The following is a 16,201-nucleotide window of genomic DNA, read 5'->3' on the forward strand; positions in this document are numbered from 1 at the left end:
CCCCTCCCTACGGTTTCGGCACCTCCCCACCGAGACCGAGGAGTTCCCCCATGCCCCACCGACACCGACACCACAGAGCCGTGGGTGCCGCCGTCGCCGCGACCGCGGCCCTGCTCGTGGCCGGGCTCAGCGGCTCCGCGAGCGCCGGGACGGCACCCGCCGGCTCCGCCCCCACCGCGGCCGAGACGCTGCGCACCGACGCCGCGCCGCCCGCTCTGCTCAAGGCCATGCAGCGGGACCTCGGCCTCGACCGCCGGCAGGCGGAGCGCCGCCTCGTCAACGAGGCCGAGGCGGGCGCCACGGCGGGCCGGCTGCGGGCCGCGCTCGGCGGCGACTTCGCGGGCGCGTGGGTGCGCGGTGCCGAGTCCGGCACCCTGACCGTGGCGACGACCGACGCGGGCGACGTCGCCGCGATCGAGGCGCGGGGCGCCGAGGCGAAGGTCGTGCGCCACTCGCTCGCCGACCTGGACGCGGCCAAGGCCCGCCTGGACACGGCGGCGGCCGGTCTGAACACCGCCGACGCGCCCGTCTGGTACGTCGACACGCGCACCAACACCGTCGTCGTCGAGGCGATCCGCCCGGCCGCGGCGCGTTCGCTGCTGACGGCGGCCGGTGTCGACGGGTCCCTCGCCCACGTGAAGAACCGCACCGAGCGGCCCCGCACCTTCTACGACCTGCGCGGCGGCGAGGCGTACTACATCAACAACAGCAGCCGCTGCTCGATCGGCTTCCCGATCACCAAGGGCACCCAGCAGGGCTTCGCCACCGCGGGCCACTGCGGCCGGGCCGGCTCCAGCACCACGGGCGCCAACCGGGTGGCCCAGGGCACCTTCCAGGGCTCGATCTTCCCGGGCCGCGACATGGCGTGGGTGGCCACCAACTCCAGCTGGACGGCCACCCCGTACGTGCTCGGCGCCGGTGGGCAGAACGTCCAGGTCACCGGTTCCACGGCCTCCCCGGTCGGCGCGTCCGTGTGCCGGTCCGGCTCGACGACCGGCTGGCACTGCGGCACCGTCACGCAGCTGAACACCAGCGTCACCTACCAGGAAGGCACCATCTCCCCGGTCACCAGGACCACGGTGTGCGCGGAGCCCGGTGACTCCGGCGGCTCCTTCATCTCCGGCAGCCAGGCGCAGGGCGTCACCTCGGGCGGCTCGGGCGACTGCCGCACCGGCGGCGAGACCTTCTTCCAGCCGATCAACGCGCTGCTCCAGAACTACGGGCTCACGCTCAAGACCACCGGCGGTGACGACGGCGGCGGTGACGACGGCGGCGAGGAGCCCGGCGGCACCTGGGCGGCCGGCACCGTCTACCAGCCGGGCGACACCGTGACGTACGGCGGCGCCACCTTCCGCTGCCTCCAGGGCCACCAGGCCTACGCGGGCTGGGAGCCGCCGAACGTTCCGGCGCTGTGGCAGCGAGTGTGACACCCCACTGACCCCCACAGGGGACAACGGGGGACGGGTCCGGGCGTGCGTGAGGGAGAGCGCCCGGGCCCGGTCACGTCCGCGTCAGGTACGGGTGACCTGGCCGCAGCCTCCCGGACCGGAGCCGGTGAGGGGGCGGCTCCGGTCGTAGGGGTCGGTCGGGGGGCCGGTGGGCCGCGCGCCGCCGGGACCGTCGTCGTCGGGGAAGCCGGGGTGCAGGTAGCCGTCGTAGACGTCGCAGTCGGTGTTGCCGTACTCGGAGAAGTACTTCTCCACCAGGAGCTTGCCCTCGGTCACGTTCCACTTCGCCGGGTCGTTCAGGGTCAGGGTGAGCACGCGGCGGATGATCGTGCGGGCGACCGGCCCGTCGGCGTCGCCGGCCCGGACCAGCGGGTAGACGAAGGTGTAGTCCGCGTCGACCTTCACCACGCCCGGTTCGCCCGCGGCGAGGGTCATGCGGCCACGGACCTTCACGACGTCACCGGCCAGGCGGGTCTCGGCCGGGTCGAAGCGGGTGAAGAGCCGGAGCGGGTCGTGGTCGGCGTCCGGGTCGCTCAGTGAGCGGCGCAGCTTGGGCAGCAGCTCCGGCTGCTTCGGGTCGAGCACGTCCAGTGCCTCGTCCGGCCGTTCCCCGCGCAGTACGGCGGGATCCAGGTTGGCGGCGACCAGGAGTTCCTTTGTGCGGCGCAGCGCGAACGCCACGTCGTCCTTGCTCATGCCGGACAGCGGCTTCGCCGCCGGTACCTCGATGGCGTCGGCGCCCTCGGCCCACCGCTCGGCGGGCGAGCCGCGGAACGGGTGCTCGCGCGTGGCCCGCTCCGCCCCGGCCGCCTCCCCGGGGGCGCCGGTCGGCCGCGCCGACTCGGCCGCCAGGGTGGGCGTCGCGGAGGCGTCGTCCCCGCCGGGCAGCCGGTCCAGGACCAGGGAGGGCCGTACGGCGACGACGGCGAGCGCCGCCAGCACCACCACGCCGACCACCGCGCCCACCAGGCGCCGACGGCCGCGGCCGTCGCCCCTCGGGCTGCCCTGCGGGGCCCGCCAGGGCTCCGGCTCCGCCTCCTCGCGCAACCGCCGGGCCACCATCCGCGCCCGCGCCGACGGCTCCTTGGGAGCGGAGCCGCCACCGCCGTCGGCGGCCTCCCGCAGGAACGCCTCCAACTGCTCGTCGGAGATCGAGGGGGCCGGTTCGCCGTCGGAACGGTCGGGGGGCGGGACGGAACTCACGGGCTCACTTTCCTGGTAGCGGTGCCGAGTGGGTGCGGGCCGGGACGACCGCCGGGGCGGGGCTCGCGGCGATCAATCGTGCCGCCGTGTGGAGAGGAAGTGCCGCCCCGTGCAGGATTCGTGACGAAATCCGTACACCGTCGTTCGCCGCGCGACGCAGAACCGCGTCAGCCCCGCAGATACGTCAGCACCGCCAGCACCCTGCGGTGCGTCTCGGTCGCCGGGGGCAGGTCGAGCTTGGCGAGGATGCTGCCGATGTGCTTGCCCACGGCCGCCTCGGAGACGACGAGTTGACGGGCGATCGCCGCGTTGGACCGGCCCTCCGCGATCAGGGCGAGCACCTCGCGCTCGCGCGGGCTGAGCCGCTCCAGCGGGTCCCGGCGGCGGCGCAGCAACTGGCGTACCACCTCCGGGTCGACGACCGTGCCGCCCGCCGCGACCTCGGCCAGCGCGTCGACGAACTCCTCGACCTGGCCGACGCGGTCCTTGAGCAGATAGCCGACGCCGGTGCCGTCACCGGAGTCCAGCAGCTCGGCCGCGTAGGCCCGTTGCACGTACTGGCTGAGGACCAGCACGGGCAGGGTGGGCCGCTCCCCGCGCAGGCGCACGGCCGCGTGCAGGCCCTCGTCCTGGAAGCCGGGCGGCATGCGCACGTCGGTGACGACGACGTCCGGGACGTGCTCCGCGACCGCGCCGACGAGTGCCTGCGCGTCGCCGACGGCCGCCACGACCTCGTGGCCGAAGCGGGCCAGCAGGCCGGTCAGGCCGTCCCGCAGCAGCACGCTGTCCTCGGCGAGCACTACGCGAAGCGTTCGGTCCACTCGCAAGGAATCTCCACGCTCAGCAGGGTCGGTCCGCCCGGCGGGCTGGACAGGGAGAGTCTGCCATCCAGGACCGACACCCGGTCGGCGAGTCCGGTCAGCCCGCTGCCCGCCGCTGCGTCGGCCCCGCCCCGGCCGTCGTCGCGGACGTGGAGGAGGAGCCGTCCGTCGCGGTGGCCGCCGGTCACCTCCGCGCGGTCGGCGCCGCTGTGCCTGCCGACGTTGGCGAGGGCCTCGCAGACCACGAAGTAGGCGGCGGCCTCCACCGCCCGGGGCAGCCGTCCGGGCAGTTCCAGGGCGACGTCGACGGGCACGGCGGAGCGGTCGGCGGCGTCGGCGACCGCCGCGGGCAGGCCGTAGTCGGCGAGGACCTTGGGGTGGATGCCGTGGATCAGCTCGCGCAGTTCCTCCAGGGCCCTGCCCGCCTCCCCGTGCGCCTTGGCCAGCTGGTCGGCCAGCGGACCGGGCGGCGCGTCCAGGCGGGCCAGGCCGAGGGCCATCGTCAGGGCGACCAGGCGCTGCTGGGCACCGTCGTGCAGGTCGCGTTCGATGCGGCGCCGCTCGGCCTCGAAGGCGTCCACCAACCGGGCCCGTGAGCGGGTGAGTTCGCCGACCCTGGCCTCCGGATCGCCCTCGCCCGGGGCGCCCACGAGCACCCGGGCCAGCTCGGCCCGCACGCCCGCCGCCAGGCCCAGCGCGTAGCCGCCCAGGGCGAGGAGCAGCAGCCCGAGGGCGGCGACGCCGGACGCGGCCGGCCAGGTGGTGACCGTCCACTGCTTGAGGACCTTCGCCTCCTCTCCCCCGCCGGCCGTGGCCATCACCAGCGGGGTGCCGGCCAGGTGGAGCGGCGCCCCCAGGGCGAGGGCGACGGCCAGGGCGTCCAGCGGCCACAGGACGAGGGCGAACAGCAGCGCGTGGCCCAGCTCCCGCCAGGTCGCCCGCTCGCGCAGCCGGGTGATCAGCCAGGGCCACGGCCCGGTGGCGGGCGGCTGCCGTACCGGCCGGGCGGGGGCGGGAGCGCGGTCGATCAGGCGCAGCCGCTGCCGCTCCAGACGGGCCAGGGGGATACCGGCGAGGGCGGTGAGCACCAGCAGCGGCAACCCCACCAGCACCACGGTGAGGACACCCCCGACGACGAGGGCGACCGCCAGCCCCACCAGGGTCGCGGCGCCGGCCACCGCCCCGGTCACCAGGTAGGCGGTCGCCCGCCACGGCCAGGCGGAGAGCAGATAGCGGCGGGCGGACAGGGCCTGCCACAGGTCGCGAGAGCGCATGCGGCTCACCGTAGGACCGCCACGGGCGGCGCGGCCATCGGCTTGGGCGGAGCAACGGGGGTGGGGCAGGCCATACCCCCGCTCTAGCCCCTGCCGCACTGCGCCGGGACCGCCCCGCACGGTTTCGTTGGCGCACCGGGCATCCACCGGACATCGGGAAGTGGAGACTGATGACCAGCGACGACGCGATCCGACTGAGTTCCGTCAGCAGACGGTACGGCGCGGGCGAGGGCACCGTGACCGCCCTGGACGACGTGTCCCTCGCCCTGCGCCGCGGCAGCTTCACCGCCGTCATGGGCCCCTCGGGTTCGGGCAAGTCGACCCTGCTCCAGTGCGCCGCCGGACTGGACCGGCCCACGTCGGGATCGGTCGTCGTCGGCGGCACGGAGCTGACGGGGCTGAGCCAGCGGCGGCTGACCCTGCTGCGCCGGGAGCGCGTCGGCTTCGTCTTCCAGGCGTTCAACCTGCTGCCGTCGCTGACCGCCGCGCAGAACGTGGCGCTCCCCCTGCGGCTGGCCGGACGCCGCCCGCCGCGGGGCCGGGTGCGCGAGGCGCTGCGCCAGGTCGGGCTGGCCGACCGCGCCCGGCACCGGCCGGCCGAGCTCTCCGGCGGCCAGCAGCAACGCGTCGCCCTGGCCCGCGCGCTGATCACCCGCCCGGAGGTGCTGTTCGCCGACGAACCGACGGGGGCGCTGGACTCGCGCACCGGCCGGGAGGTGCTGACCCTGCTGCGCGCCATGGCCGACGGCGAGGGCCGCACGGTCGTCATGGTCACCCACGATCCGGTGGCCGCCTCCTACGCCGACCGCGTGCTGTTCCTCGTCGACGGCCGGGTCCACGACGAACTGACCGGCTCCGGACCGGACGGCATCGCCACCCGCATGACCCGCCTGGAGGCCGCGCCGTGCTGACCGTCGCCCTGTGCACGCTGCGCACCCGTTGGGTCACCTTCACCGGGAGCTTCGTCGCGTTGGCGCTGGGGGTCGCGCTGCTGGCCGTGACGGGGCGGGCCCTGGCGGCCTCGCTGGACGCCCCCGAGCGGGCACCGGAACGGTTCGCCGCGGCGCCGGTGGTGGTCCGGGGGCAGGACACCCTGCGGGTGCCGACGCCCTCCGGCGACCGTACGGCGGAGCAGGCGCGGGTTCGCCCCGTGCCGACGCCGGTCGTGGCCCGGCTGGAGCGGCTCGGCACCGTCGTCGAGGACCGGTCCTTCCCGGTGCGCGTGCGGGGCGGACGCGGGCCCGGCGCTCCGGTCGGCCACCCCTGGTCCACCGCCGCGTTCGCTCCGTACCGGATCGACGCCGGCCGTGCGGCCCGCGCCGCCGACGAGGTCGTCGTCACCGGCGGCTGGGCCGCGCCGGGCGAGCGGGTGCGCACGGACCGGGGCACCCTGCGGGTGGTGGGGACCGTACCCGGCCTCGGCTTCGAGGACGCCGTCTTCTTCACCGACGCACGGGCCGCCGAACTCGCCCCGCTCAGCGTGCAGTTGGCGGTGGACGCGGAAGCTTCCGCCGTACGGGAGGCGGTGCGGGAGGCCGTACGGGACGGGGTGCCGGGCGGTGCGGGCGTCCGGGTGCTCACCGGCGCCGACCGGCGGTACGCGGACGCCGACCCGCACCGGGACGAAGAGGCGCTGACCGCCCTCAACGCCCTGTTCGGCACGGCCGGCGGCGTCTCCGCCTTCGTGTCGGTGTTCGTCGTGTCCTCCACCTTCGCCTTCGCGGTCGCCCAGCGCCGCCGGGAGTTCGGGCTGCTGCGCACCGCGGGCGCGACGCCGGGCCAGCTGCGCCGGACGGTGCTCGCCGAGGCCGCGGTGGTCGGCGTACTCGCCTCCGGCACGGGCTGCGTGCTGGGCGCGTACGGGGCGCCGCCGCTGACCCACTGGGTCGTCGGCGAGGGCCTCGCCCCGGCCTGGTTCACCCTCGGCGACCACACCTGGCCGTATCACCTCGCCTTCTGGACCGGGCTCCTGGTCGCCCTGTGCGGGGCGGCCGCCGCCTCCTGGCGGGCGGGGCGCACCGGCCCCGTCGAAGCGCTGCGGGAGGCGGCGGCGGACGCCGGGGCGACGACCCGGGGGCGGTGGCTGTCCGGGCTGGCGCTGCTGCTGACCGCGCTGGTGACGCTAGTCCTCGCCCTCGCGGACGACCCCGGCGACCTGCTGCACCGCAAGACCTACGTCACCCGGCCGATGCTGCTGATCACCGCGGCCGCGCTGCTCGCGCCGGTCGTGGTGCGCCCGCTGACGCGGCTGCTCACCCGGCTGCCGGCCCGCCTGCCGGGTGCCACGGGCCTGCTGGTCCGGGAGAACGCCGCGACCGGGGTCCGCCGCACCGCGGCCCTCGCGGCGCCCGTGCTGGTCACGGTCGCGCTCACGGGCTCCCTGCTCGGCGCCGTCGCGACGCTGGACGGGGCGAAGGCCGCCGAGACCCGGGCCCGGACCACCGCGGCCTACGTGGCCGCGGCACCGTCCGACGCGGGCTTCGACCCGGCGACGCTGGACCGCCTGCGCGCGGTCCCCGGGGCGCGGATCTCCCCGAGCGCGGCGGGCGAGGTGTACGTCCTGGAGGACGGCGTGGCCCTCGTCCGGTCCCAGGCGCGTGCCGTCGCCGACCCCGGGGCCCTCGCGGCGACCGCCCGGCTGCCGGTGGCAAAGGGCCGGGTCGCCGACCTCGACGACCGCTCGATCATCGTGAACGAGGAGTGGCGGGAGCACACGGTCGGCCGGAGCGTGCGGGTCTGGCTCGGGGACGGCACCGAGCGGGTGCTGCGCATCGCGGCCGTGCTGGAGACCGGCACCGGTGACAACGGCGTCTACGTCACCGCGGCCAACGCGGTCGGCGCCCCCGTCGACCGGGTGGACGTCGCGCTCGCCGACGGCGCCGACCCGGACGCGGTCGCCGCCGGGCTGCGGGCGGCGGTCGCGCCGTCCGGCGGGCGGGTGTCGAGCGGGCACGCGTGGGCCGACGCGGCGTCCCCGGGTTCCGAGGGCGCGACGCGGGCGGGCCTCCTCCTGGTCCTCGGCATCGCGCTGCTCTACACCGGGATCTCGGTGGTCAACACCGTGCTGATGGCGGCGCCCGCCCGGATCCGCGAGCAGGCGGTCCTGCGCCTCGCCGGGGCCACCGACGGGCAGGTGCTGCGCGTGGTGGCCGCCGAGTCCCTGACGGTGGTCGCGGTCGGCACCCTCCTGGGCCTGGCCGTCGCCGGGCTCGACCTGGCCGGGATGTGGGCGGCGCTCGCCCTTCTCTCGGTGCCCGCCCCTCCGGTACTGCCGTGGGCGGCCGCCGGCACGGTAGCGGGCGTCTGCGCGGTACTCGCGGCCACCGCGTCGGTCGTCCCGGCCGCGCTGGCGCTGCGGCGGCGCGGCGGGCGCCCCGGCGGGTGACACGGCGAAGCGGGCGCTGCGGCGGCGGGCCGTGCGGCGGAAGCACGGCGCGGGCAGCGAGGGAAGGCGGGGGGGGAGGCGAACACTCGGGAAACGGCGGCGACGCCCCGCCGAAGACGGCTCGCGCCCAGGTGCAGATCCGCGTCTCCCGGCTGCGCACCCTCCTCGGCCGGGCGACCCGCCCGGCGACCATCGCGACCCGGCCCTCCGGCAAGGTTCTCACTACGGAGCCCGGCACCGTGGACGCCGTACTCTTCACCGGCCTCGTGGCCGGGGCCAGACGGCTCGGCCCCGAGGGCCGCCGGGAAGAGGCGGTGGCCCGGCTGCGCACGGCCGCGGCGCTCTGGCAGGGCGACTGCCTCAGCGGCCTGGACCCGACCGCACATGGCGAAAGGGCCCGTACGACCGAAGTCGTACGGGCCCTTTCAGGCATCAGCCCATGTCAGGTCGGGTCGACCGACAAGCAAGCGGAGCTTACTTGTTGATCTTGGTGACCTGGCCGGCGCCCACGGTCCGGCCACCCTCGCGGATGGCGAACTTCAGGCCCTCTTCCATGGCGACGGGCTGGATGAGCTCCACCTTCATCTCGGTGTTGTCACCCGGCATGACCATCTCGGTGCCCTCGGGGAGGGTCACGACGCCGGTCACGTCCGTCGTACGGAAGTAGAACTGCGGACGGTAGTTGTTGAAGAAGGGGGTGTGACGGCCACCCTCGTCCTTCGACAGGATGTAGGCCTGGGCCTCGAACTCGGTGTGCGGGGTGACCGAGCCCGGCTTGATGATGACCTGGCCGCGCTCGACGTCCTCGCGCTTGATGCCGCGAAGCAGCAGACCGACGTTCTCACCGGCCTGGCCCTCGTCGAGGAGCTTGCGGAACATCTCGATGCCGGTGACCGTGGTGGTGGTCTTCTCGGTCTTGATGCCGATGATGTCGACGGTCTCGTTGACCTTGAGGACACCACGCTCGATGCGGCCGGTGACGACCGTACCGCGACCGGTGATGGTGAAGACGTCCTCGATCGGCATCAGGAACGGCTTGTCGACGTCGCGCTCGGGCTCCGGGATGGCCTCGTCCACGGCCTTCATGAGCTCGAGGACCGAGTTGCCCCACTCCTTGTCGCCCTCGAGGGCCTTCAGAGCGGAGACCTTGACGACGGGAACGTCGTCGCCCGGGAACTCGTACTCGGAGAGGAGCTCACGCACCTCGAGCTCGACGAGCTCCAGGATCTCCTCGTCGTCCACCATGTCGGCCTTGTTCAGGGCGACCACGATGTACGGAACGCCGACCTGGCGGGCCAGGAGCACGTGCTCCTTGGTCTGCGGCATCGGGCCGTCGGTGGCGGCGACCACGAGGATGGCGCCGTCCATCTGCGCGGCACCCGTGATCATGTTCTTGATGTAGTCGGCGTGACCGGGGCAGTCGACGTGGGCGTAGTGACGCGCCTCGGTCTGGTACTCGACGTGCGCGATCGAGATGGTGATACCGCGCTGGCGCTCTTCGGGAGCCTTGTCGATCTGGTCGAACGCCGACGCCTCGTTGATGTCCGGGTACGCGTCGTGCAGCACCTTGGTAATGGCGGCCGTGAGGGTCGTCTTACCGTGGTCGATGTGACCGATGGTGCCGATGTTGACGTGCGGCTTAGTCCGCTCGAACTTCGCCTTCGCCACTGGGGTCCTCCTGTGGAGTGGTTCTGTACGCCTTACTCATCGGCGCCAGGTGATCTTTGCTGGAAAGCCCGGGTGCCGGGGGCATTCCACCGGGTTCACGGCGGAATGCCCCATGCAGGCTCCGGGGTCAAGCCTAAAGCGTGAGAACGGGGTCCGTTAAACGGAGTAGCCCGTTACTCGCCCTTGGCCTTCGCGATGATCTCCTCGGCGACGTTCCGGGGAACCTCGGCGTAGGAGTCGAACTGCATCGAGTAGCTTGCGCGACCCGACGTCTTGCTGCGGAGGTCTCCGACGTAGCCGAACATCTCCGACAGCGGCACGAGGCCCTTCACGACGCGGGCACCCATCCGCTCCTCCATGGCCTGGATCTGGCCACGGCGGGAGTTGATGTCGCCGATGACGTCGCCCATGTAGTCCTCGGGCGTGGTGACCTCGACGGCCATCATCGGCTCGAGCAGCACGGGCGAAGCCTTGCGCGCGGCCTCCTTGAAGGCCTGCGAACCGGCGATCTTGAAGGCGAGCTCGGAGGAGTCGACCTCGTGGTAGCCACCGTCGATGAGCGTGACGCGGACGCCCGTCATCTCGTAGCCGGCCAGGATGCCGAACTGCATGGCCTCCTGCGCACCGGCGTCCACCGAAGGGATGTACTCCTTCGGGATGCGGCCACCGGTCACCTTGTTCACGAACTCGTACGAGGCGTCGCCGCCCTCGATCGGCTCGATCGCGATCTGCACCTTGGCGAACTGACCGGTACCACCGGTCTGCTTCTTGTGGGTGTAGTCCACGCGCTCGACGGTCTTGCGGATCGTCTCACGGTAGGCGACCTGGGGCTTACCGACGTTGGCCTCGACCTTGAACTCACGGCGCATGCGGTCGACCAGCACCTCGAGGTGCAGCTCGCCCATACCACCGATGATGGTCTGGCCGGTCTCCTCGTTGGTGTGGACCTGGAAGGACGGGTCCTCCTCGGCCAGGCGCTGGATCGCGACGCCGAGCTTCTCCTGGTCGCCCTTCGACTTGGGCTCGATGGCGACCTGGATGACCGGGGCCGGGAAGTCCATGGACTCCAGGATGACCGGGCTCTTGTCGTCGGACAGCGTCTCACCGGTGGTGGTCTGCTTCAGGCCCATGACGGCGACGATGTCACCGGCGCCCACCGACTCGATCTCCTCACGCTTGTTGGCGTGCATGCGGTAGATCTTGCCGATGCGTTCCTTGCGGCCCTTGACGGAGTTCAGCACCGCGGTGCCGGACACCAGGCGGCCGGAGTACACCCGGACGAAGGTGAGCTTGCCGAGGTGCGGGTCGCTCATGATCTTGAACGCGAGCGCGGCGAGCGGCTCGTCCTCCGACGGCTTGCGCTTGACGACGACCTCGGGGTCCTTGACGTCGTGGCCCTCGATGGCCTCGACGTCGAGCGGGGTCGGCAGGTAGCGCACGACCGCGTCGAGCAGGGGCTGGACGCCCTTGTTCTTGAACGCGGTGCCGCAGAACACCGGGGTGACCGTGGTGTCGCTGGACTTGCCGGAGGCGATGGTGACGCGACGGATCGCGGCGTACAACTGCTCCTCGGTGGGCTCCTGGCCCTCCAGGAACAGCTCCATGACCTCTTCGTCGTTCTCCGCGACGGCCTCGACCAGCTTGCCGCGCCACTCCTCGGCGGCCTCGGTGTGCGTGGCCGGGATGTCGACGACGTCGTACATCTCGCCCTTGGCCGCGTCGGCGGACCACACGAGCGCCTTCATGCGGACCAGGTCCACGACGCCCTGGAAGTCGGCCTCGGCACCGATCGGGAGCTGCATGACCAGCGGCTGGGCGCCCAGGCGGTCCGAGATCATGTCCACGCAGCGGTGGAACTCGGCGCCGGTGCGGTCCAGCTTGTTCACGAAGCAGATGCGGGGCACGCCGTAACGGTCGGCCTGACGCCACACCGTCTCGGACTGGGGCTCGACACCGGCGACACCGTCGAACACGGTCACGGCACCGTCGAGCACACGCAGGGACCGCTCCACCTCGACGGTGAAGTCGACGTGCCCCGGGGTGTCGATGATGTTGATCGTGTAGTCGTTGTCCTCGAGCGGCCAGTGACAGGTGGTCGCAGCAGACGTGATCGTGATGCCACGCTCCTGCTCCTGCTCCATCCAGTCCATCGTGGCGGCGCCGTCGTGGACCTCACCGATCTTGTACGAGACGCCGGTGTAGAACAGGATCCGCTCGGTGGTGGTCGTCTTGCCCGCGTCGATGTGGGCCATGATCCCGATGTTGCGGACCTTGGCCAGGTCAAGTGAAGTGGTAGCCATAAGGCTTCAGTCTTCTCTCGGTCTCGATGTGGGTAGCGACTACCAGCGGTAGTGCGCGAAGGCCTTGTTGGACTCGGCCATCTTGTGCGTGTCCTCGCGCTTCTTCACAGCGGCACCCAGGCCGTTGGAGGCGTCGAGGAGCTCGTTGAGCAGACGCTCGGTCATGGTCTTCTCGCGACGGGCGCGGGAGTAACCGACCAGCCAGCGCAGGGCGAGCGTGTTCGCACGGCCCGGCTTGACCTCGATCGGGACCTGGTAGGTCGCGCCACCGACACGGCGGGACTTGACCTCGAGGGTCGGCTTGATGTTCTCGAGAGCGCGCTTGAGCGTGATGACCGGGTCGTTGCCGGTCTTTTCGCGCAGACCCTCCATGGCGCCGTAGACGATGCGCTCGGCGGTGGAGCGCTTGCCGTTCAGCAGCACCTTGTTGATCAGGGAGGTCACCAGAGGAGAACCGTAGACCGGGTCGATGATGACCGGGCGCTTCGGGGCAGGGCCCTTACGAGGCATTCTTACTTCTCCTTCTTGGCGCCGTAGCGGCTGCGGGCCTGCTTGCGGTTCTTCACACCCTGGGTGTCAAGCGAACCGCGGATGATCTTGTAGCGAACACCCGGCAGGTCCTTCACACGGCCGCCGCGCACGAGCACGATGGAGTGCTCCTGCAGGTTGTGCCCCTCACCCGGAATGTAAGCGGTGACCTCGATCCCACTGGTCAGACGCACACGCGCGACCTTACGCAGGGCCGAGTTCGGCTTCTTCGGGGTGGTCGTGAACACACGCGTGCAGACGCCACGGCGCTGGGGCGAACCCTCGAGTGCGGGCGTCTTGTTCTTCTCGACCTTGTCCTGCCGGCCCTTCCGGACCAGCTGCTGGATCGTAGGCACTACTTCTCCGGTTTCTGTGTGCCGAATGGTGAAGCTAACCTGGAACGTCACCGACCCACGCGGTCGGGTGTGTCGAAGCCGCGAACTCCCGCCGCGAGGCGGAAGGAGACGCGAAATGCGGTGGCCACACACGGCCCCCGGTGCGGCTGTAGACACGCACGGGGGCCAGGGCACACCCCAGGCACAAGGTATGAGCGTACCTAGCGCATTCGCTGCGGTCAAAACAAATGGGCGACACCGGCATCGGCGCCCGCTCTATCCCACTTTGTCCTGTTCGGCGAGCGTGTCGGCGGAGCCGGGCGCGGGGCCGGGCACGGGTACGGTCGCCGCCGTGTCGTGGCGGACGAAGTAGGTGGGCCGGTTCTGCACCGCCGTGTATATGCGCCCGACATACTCGCCCAGCAGGCCGACACAGACCAGCTGCACGGCGCCGATGAAGACGATGCCGGTGAACAGCGAGGTCCAGCCGGGCACCGTGCGGCCCAGGGCGAACGCGGTCAGCGTGTAGACCAGCAGCCCCAGGCAGACCACGAAGGCGCCGGCGCCCAGCCAGGTGGCGATGCGCAGCGGGGCCGCGGAGAAGCCGGTGACGCTGTCCACCGCCAGGCGGATCATCCGGCCCAGCGGGTACTTCGTGCGGCCCGCCGTACGCGGCGCGCGCTCGTACGTCACCTGCCCGCTCGGGAAGCCCAGCCAGGGCACCAGCAGCCGGTACACCCGCTGCTGGTCGGGCAGGGCCTTGAGGGCCTCCACGGCGGCCCGGCTGAGCAGCCGGAAGTCGCCCGCCTGGGCGGGGACCGACGGGCCCGCCAGGCGCCGCATGAGCCGGTAGTAGACGCCCGCCGTCCACCGCTTGAACCCGGAGTCGCTGCTGCGGTCCGCACGGACCCCGTACACGATGTCGAGGCCCTCCGCGCGGGCCAGCGCCAGCATGTCGGGGATCTTCTCCGGCGGGTCCTGGAGGTCGGCGTCCAGGCTGACCACGTAGGCGCCGCGGGCCCGGTCGAGGCCCGCCGTGAGGGCCGCCTGGTGGCCGGAGTTGCGCCGCAGCGCGACGACGCGCAGTTCCGGCCAGCCCAGCCGGAAGGCGTCCAGCAGCTCCGCCGTGCGGTCGCCGCTGCCGTCGTCGACGGCGACGACCTCGTGGGGGACGCCCAGCTCCGTGAGGACCGGACGGAGCCTGGTGACCAGCGCGGGCAGGACGTCTTCCTCGTTGAACATCGGAATGACGACCGACAGCACGACCGGTGCGTGCCGCTCCGCGTCCCGTCCCTCGGGCACCGCGCCTCCCTCCTCATGACCTTGAGTACAGATGTGCGACTCTTGTGCGATCTTATGGCAGCAATTGACGCTTGAGGGTGGCCCGAGGGGGATGACAGCCATGGACACGGCTGCCGACGACACGGTGACGGACGGGCCGGACGGCACCGGCGAACGGCCGGCCGGCGGCGAGGGGGCGGCACGCTCCTGGCGGAGCCGGCTCCCCGCCCTCCCGCCCGGGGCCCGGCCCTACCTCGCCCCGCTGGCGCTCTACGGCGTCACGAAACTCGTCGGCCTCGGGGTCTTCGCCTCCCTCCTCACCCACGCCGGGGACTTCCGGGGGAAGAACCCGCGCTTCGGCGGCGGCGCCCACTGGTGGGACGTGCTGGCCACCTGGGACGGCTGGTGGTACCTCCAGGTCGCCGAGCACGGCTACAGCCCCGCCCTGGTCCGGCTGGATTCCGACGGCCTGTTCACGGTCCAGCAGAACTCGGTCGCGTTCTTCCCGCTCTACCCGGCGCTCATCCGCATGGTCTCGGAGTCCACCGGCCTCGGCCTGTACGGCTCCGGCATCCTGGTCTCCGTCGTCTCCTCCTTCGTCGCGGCGGCGGGGATCTACGCCGTGATCTCGCTGCTCGCGGGAGCGCGGGCGGGCACCGTTGCGGCCGGGCTGTGGGCGGTGGCGCCGGGCGCGGGCGTCGAGTGGGCGGTGTACTCCGAGTCGCTGTTCGTCGCCATCGCCGCCTGGACCTGCTACGCCGTGATGAAGGGCCGCTGGGTGACGGCGGGCCTGCTGGCCTTCACGGCCGGCCTGAACCGGCCCACGTCCGCCGTCCTCATAGGCGCGGTGGGTCTGGCCGCCCTGGTCACGCTGGCCCGCCCCGCCTCCCGGCGCGAGCACGGCGTACGCGGCCCCGTGTACGCGATGCTCGTCGCGCCGCTCGGCCTGCTCTCCTACATCGCCTGGGTCGGCTGGAGCACCGGCGAGGCCACGGCCTACTTCACCCTCCAGCGCGAGGGCTGGGCCCACTTCTTCGACTACGGCGCCTACACCTGGGACGTGCTGCGCAACCTCGCGGTGGGCCGGGGCGACTACCCCTTCGCCTTCTCCACCCCGGACCTGCTCTCCCTCCAGCTGGTCCTGGCGCTGCCCTTCCTCATCGCCCTGATGCTGCGCAGGAGGCCCCCGCTGGTCCTGGTCGCCTACACCCTGGCGACGATCGTCACGGTCCTGGGCACCCAGCAGATGTTCGGCAACACCATGCGCTACCTGCTGCCCGCCTTCCCCCTCCTCCTGGCCCCGGCCGCGGCCCTGAGCCGCCTGAAGCTGCCGAGCCTGATCGTCTTCTTCACCACGGCCTCGATCGCCTCCGGCTGGTACGCCCACTACGTCATCTTCGAACTCGGCGTGCCGTAGGGGAGCCGCGGGGCGGTCAGACCAGCGCCGCCCCGCCGGCACAGCCGAGCACCGCGCCCGTCAGGCTCAGCGCGAGAAGTACGTTGCGGGCGCCCTCCTGCGCGGGCCCCGAGGCCGGCACCGGACCACCGCGGTCCAGCCGCACCCCCCACAGCAGCAGCGCGGCACCCCACCTGCCGAACAGCCAGCGCCCGTAGAGCGCGCCCGGCAGGCCGCCGAGCAGCAGTCCTACGACCGCCATGACGATCCGGCTCTCGGAGTCGTCGGCGAAGAACACGGCGGACCACAGGAAGCGGGCCCCGAGGACCGCGCCCAGAACGAAGGGCACGGCGGCGGCCGGCATGGAGCCTCGGACGCCCTCCCGCCGCGGCGAAGCTGCCTGCCCCGCCCCAGATCAGCAGGTTCAGAAGGAGCACGGCGACTCCGGAGACGAGCAGGTTGTTCGGCACTGGCTTGTCGTCAGACACTTCCCCCCCCAGGTGCTCCGCACCCGAGCAACCGACGGCGGGGGGCGGCACGCCGAAGGGCGGCCACCCGCTCG

Annotated in this window: 14 protein-coding genes; 5 read left to right on the forward strand and 9 right to left on the reverse strand. The window is 72.6% G+C overall.

All coding sequences use genetic code 11. The features are described from left to right. Positions 1 to 50 precede the first annotated feature (50 nt). Positions 51 to 1,427: an alpha-lytic protease prodomain-containing protein gene (locus tag R2E43_RS15150; protein ID WP_016327037.1), complete on the forward strand. Its 1,377-nt coding sequence runs from the start codon at positions 51 to 53 to the stop codon at positions 1,425 to 1,427. An 84-nt stretch (positions 1,428 to 1,511) separates the two neighbouring features. Here R2E43_RS15150 and R2E43_RS15155 read toward each other — a convergent pair whose 3' ends face one another. The 3 genes from R2E43_RS15155 to R2E43_RS15165 form a co-directional block, all read right to left on the reverse strand. After that, complete coding sequence (locus tag R2E43_RS15155; RefSeq protein ID WP_011029802.1) at positions 1,512 to 2,651, reverse strand: hypothetical protein; 1,140 nt, start codon at positions 2,649 to 2,651, stop codon at positions 1,512 to 1,514. Positions 2,652 to 2,818: 167 nt separating this feature from the next. Further along, positions 2,819 to 3,451, reverse strand: coding sequence for a response regulator (locus R2E43_RS15160; RefSeq protein WP_011029801.1), 633 nt, complete (start codon positions 3,449 to 3,451; stop codon positions 2,819 to 2,821). After that, positions 3,451 to 4,746 carry a sensor histidine kinase gene (locus tag R2E43_RS15165; RefSeq protein ID WP_011029800.1) on the reverse strand — a complete coding sequence of 432 codons (1,296 nt, stop codon included), beginning with the start codon at positions 4,744 to 4,746 and terminating at the stop codon, positions 3,451 to 3,453. The genes R2E43_RS15160 and R2E43_RS15165 overlap by 1 nt, the downstream gene beginning before the upstream one ends. 170 nt (positions 4,747 to 4,916) lie before the next feature. Between R2E43_RS15165 and R2E43_RS15170 the strand changes: the two genes are divergently transcribed. From R2E43_RS15170 to R2E43_RS15180, 3 genes are all read left to right on the forward strand, one after another. Beyond that, positions 4,917 to 5,657 carry an ABC transporter ATP-binding protein gene (locus R2E43_RS15170; RefSeq protein WP_037666410.1) on the forward strand — a complete coding sequence of 247 codons (741 nt, stop codon included), beginning with the start codon at positions 4,917 to 4,919 and terminating at the stop codon, positions 5,655 to 5,657. Next, positions 5,651 to 8,131 carry an ABC transporter permease gene (locus tag R2E43_RS15175; RefSeq protein WP_332056281.1) on the forward strand — a complete coding sequence of 827 codons (2,481 nt, stop codon included), beginning with the start codon at positions 5,651 to 5,653 and terminating at the stop codon, positions 8,129 to 8,131. Before R2E43_RS15170 ends, R2E43_RS15175 begins: the two co-directional genes overlap by 7 nt. A gap of 131 nt (positions 8,132 to 8,262) precedes the next feature. Next, positions 8,263 to 8,616, forward strand: a complete 354-nt coding sequence (locus tag R2E43_RS15180) for an AfsR/SARP family transcriptional regulator (RefSeq protein ID WP_003974300.1) — start codon at positions 8,263 to 8,265, stop codon at positions 8,614 to 8,616. On the opposite strand, the gene tuf is transcribed toward R2E43_RS15180, so the two are convergent. The 5 genes from tuf to R2E43_RS15205 form a co-directional block, all read right to left on the reverse strand. Then, on the reverse strand, positions 8,606 to 9,799 hold the full coding sequence (gene tuf, locus R2E43_RS15185) for an elongation factor Tu (protein WP_011029795.1): 1,194 nt from the start codon (positions 9,797 to 9,799) through the stop codon (positions 8,606 to 8,608). The two genes, R2E43_RS15180 and tuf, sit on opposite strands and share 11 nt — an antisense overlap. Positions 9,800 to 9,972: 173 nt before the next feature. Continuing rightward, on the reverse strand, positions 9,973 to 12,099 hold the full coding sequence (fusA, locus tag R2E43_RS15190) for an elongation factor G (RefSeq protein WP_003974302.1): 2,127 nt from the start codon (positions 12,097 to 12,099) through the stop codon (positions 9,973 to 9,975). Between the two features lie 39 nt (positions 12,100 to 12,138). Then, entirely contained in the window at positions 12,139 to 12,609 is a 471-nt protein-coding gene (gene rpsG, locus R2E43_RS15195) for a 30S ribosomal protein S7 (RefSeq protein WP_003974303.1), read from the reverse strand. A gap of 2 nt (positions 12,610 to 12,611) precedes the next feature. Beyond that, positions 12,612 to 12,983 (reverse strand): 30S ribosomal protein S12, encoded by a 372-nt coding sequence (gene rpsL, locus R2E43_RS15200; RefSeq protein WP_003948652.1) that lies wholly within the window; start codon positions 12,981 to 12,983, stop codon positions 12,612 to 12,614. Positions 12,984 to 13,238: 255 nt separating this feature from the next. Continuing rightward, a complete protein-coding gene (locus tag R2E43_RS15205) occupies positions 13,239 to 14,264 on the reverse strand; it encodes a glycosyltransferase family 2 protein (RefSeq protein ID WP_210984266.1) in 1,026 nt (341 codons plus the stop codon). 100 nt (positions 14,265 to 14,364) lie between these two features. Here R2E43_RS15205 and R2E43_RS15210 point away from each other — a divergent pair, with 100 nt between their 5' ends. Continuing rightward, entirely contained in the window at positions 14,365 to 15,660 is a 1,296-nt protein-coding gene (locus tag R2E43_RS15210) for a glycosyltransferase family protein (protein WP_037666416.1), read from the forward strand. A gap of 16 nt (positions 15,661 to 15,676) precedes the next feature. On the opposite strand, the gene R2E43_RS15215 is transcribed toward R2E43_RS15210, so the two are convergent. Continuing rightward, a complete protein-coding gene (locus tag R2E43_RS15215; RefSeq protein ID WP_231908957.1) occupies positions 15,677 to 16,003 on the reverse strand; it encodes a hypothetical protein in 327 nt (108 codons plus the stop codon). Positions 16,004 to 16,201: the final 198 nt, after the last annotated feature.

It is taken from the genome of Streptomyces violaceoruber (assembly GCF_033406955.1).
In the GTDB taxonomy this organism is placed as follows: domain Bacteria; phylum Actinomycetota; class Actinomycetes; order Streptomycetales; family Streptomycetaceae; genus Streptomyces; species Streptomyces violaceoruber.

Excerpts from the sequence above, each read along its gene's own strand:
- R2E43_RS15150 (WP_016327037.1), top strand. The coding sequence starts at position 51 with ATGCCCCACCGACACCGACACCACAGAGCCGTGGGTGCCGCCGTCGCC.
- rpsG (WP_003974303.1), bottom strand. The coding sequence starts at position 12,609 with ATGCCTCGTAAGGGCCCTGCCCCGAAGCGCCCGGTCATCATCGACCCG.
- R2E43_RS15170 (WP_037666410.1), top strand. The coding sequence starts at position 4,917 with ATGACCAGCGACGACGCGATCCGACTGAGTTCCGTCAGCAGACGGTAC.
- fusA (WP_003974302.1), bottom strand. The coding sequence starts at position 12,099 with ATGGCTACCACTTCACTTGACCTGGCCAAGGTCCGCAACATCGGGATC.
- R2E43_RS15165 (WP_011029800.1), bottom strand. The coding sequence starts at position 4,746 with ATGCGCTCTCGCGACCTGTGGCAGGCCCTGTCCGCCCGCCGCTATCTG.
- R2E43_RS15210 (WP_037666416.1), top strand. The coding sequence starts at position 14,365 with ATGGACACGGCTGCCGACGACACGGTGACGGACGGGCCGGACGGCACC.
- R2E43_RS15215 (WP_231908957.1), bottom strand. The coding sequence starts at position 16,003 with ATGCCGGCCGCCGCCGTGCCCTTCGTTCTGGGCGCGGTCCTCGGGGCC.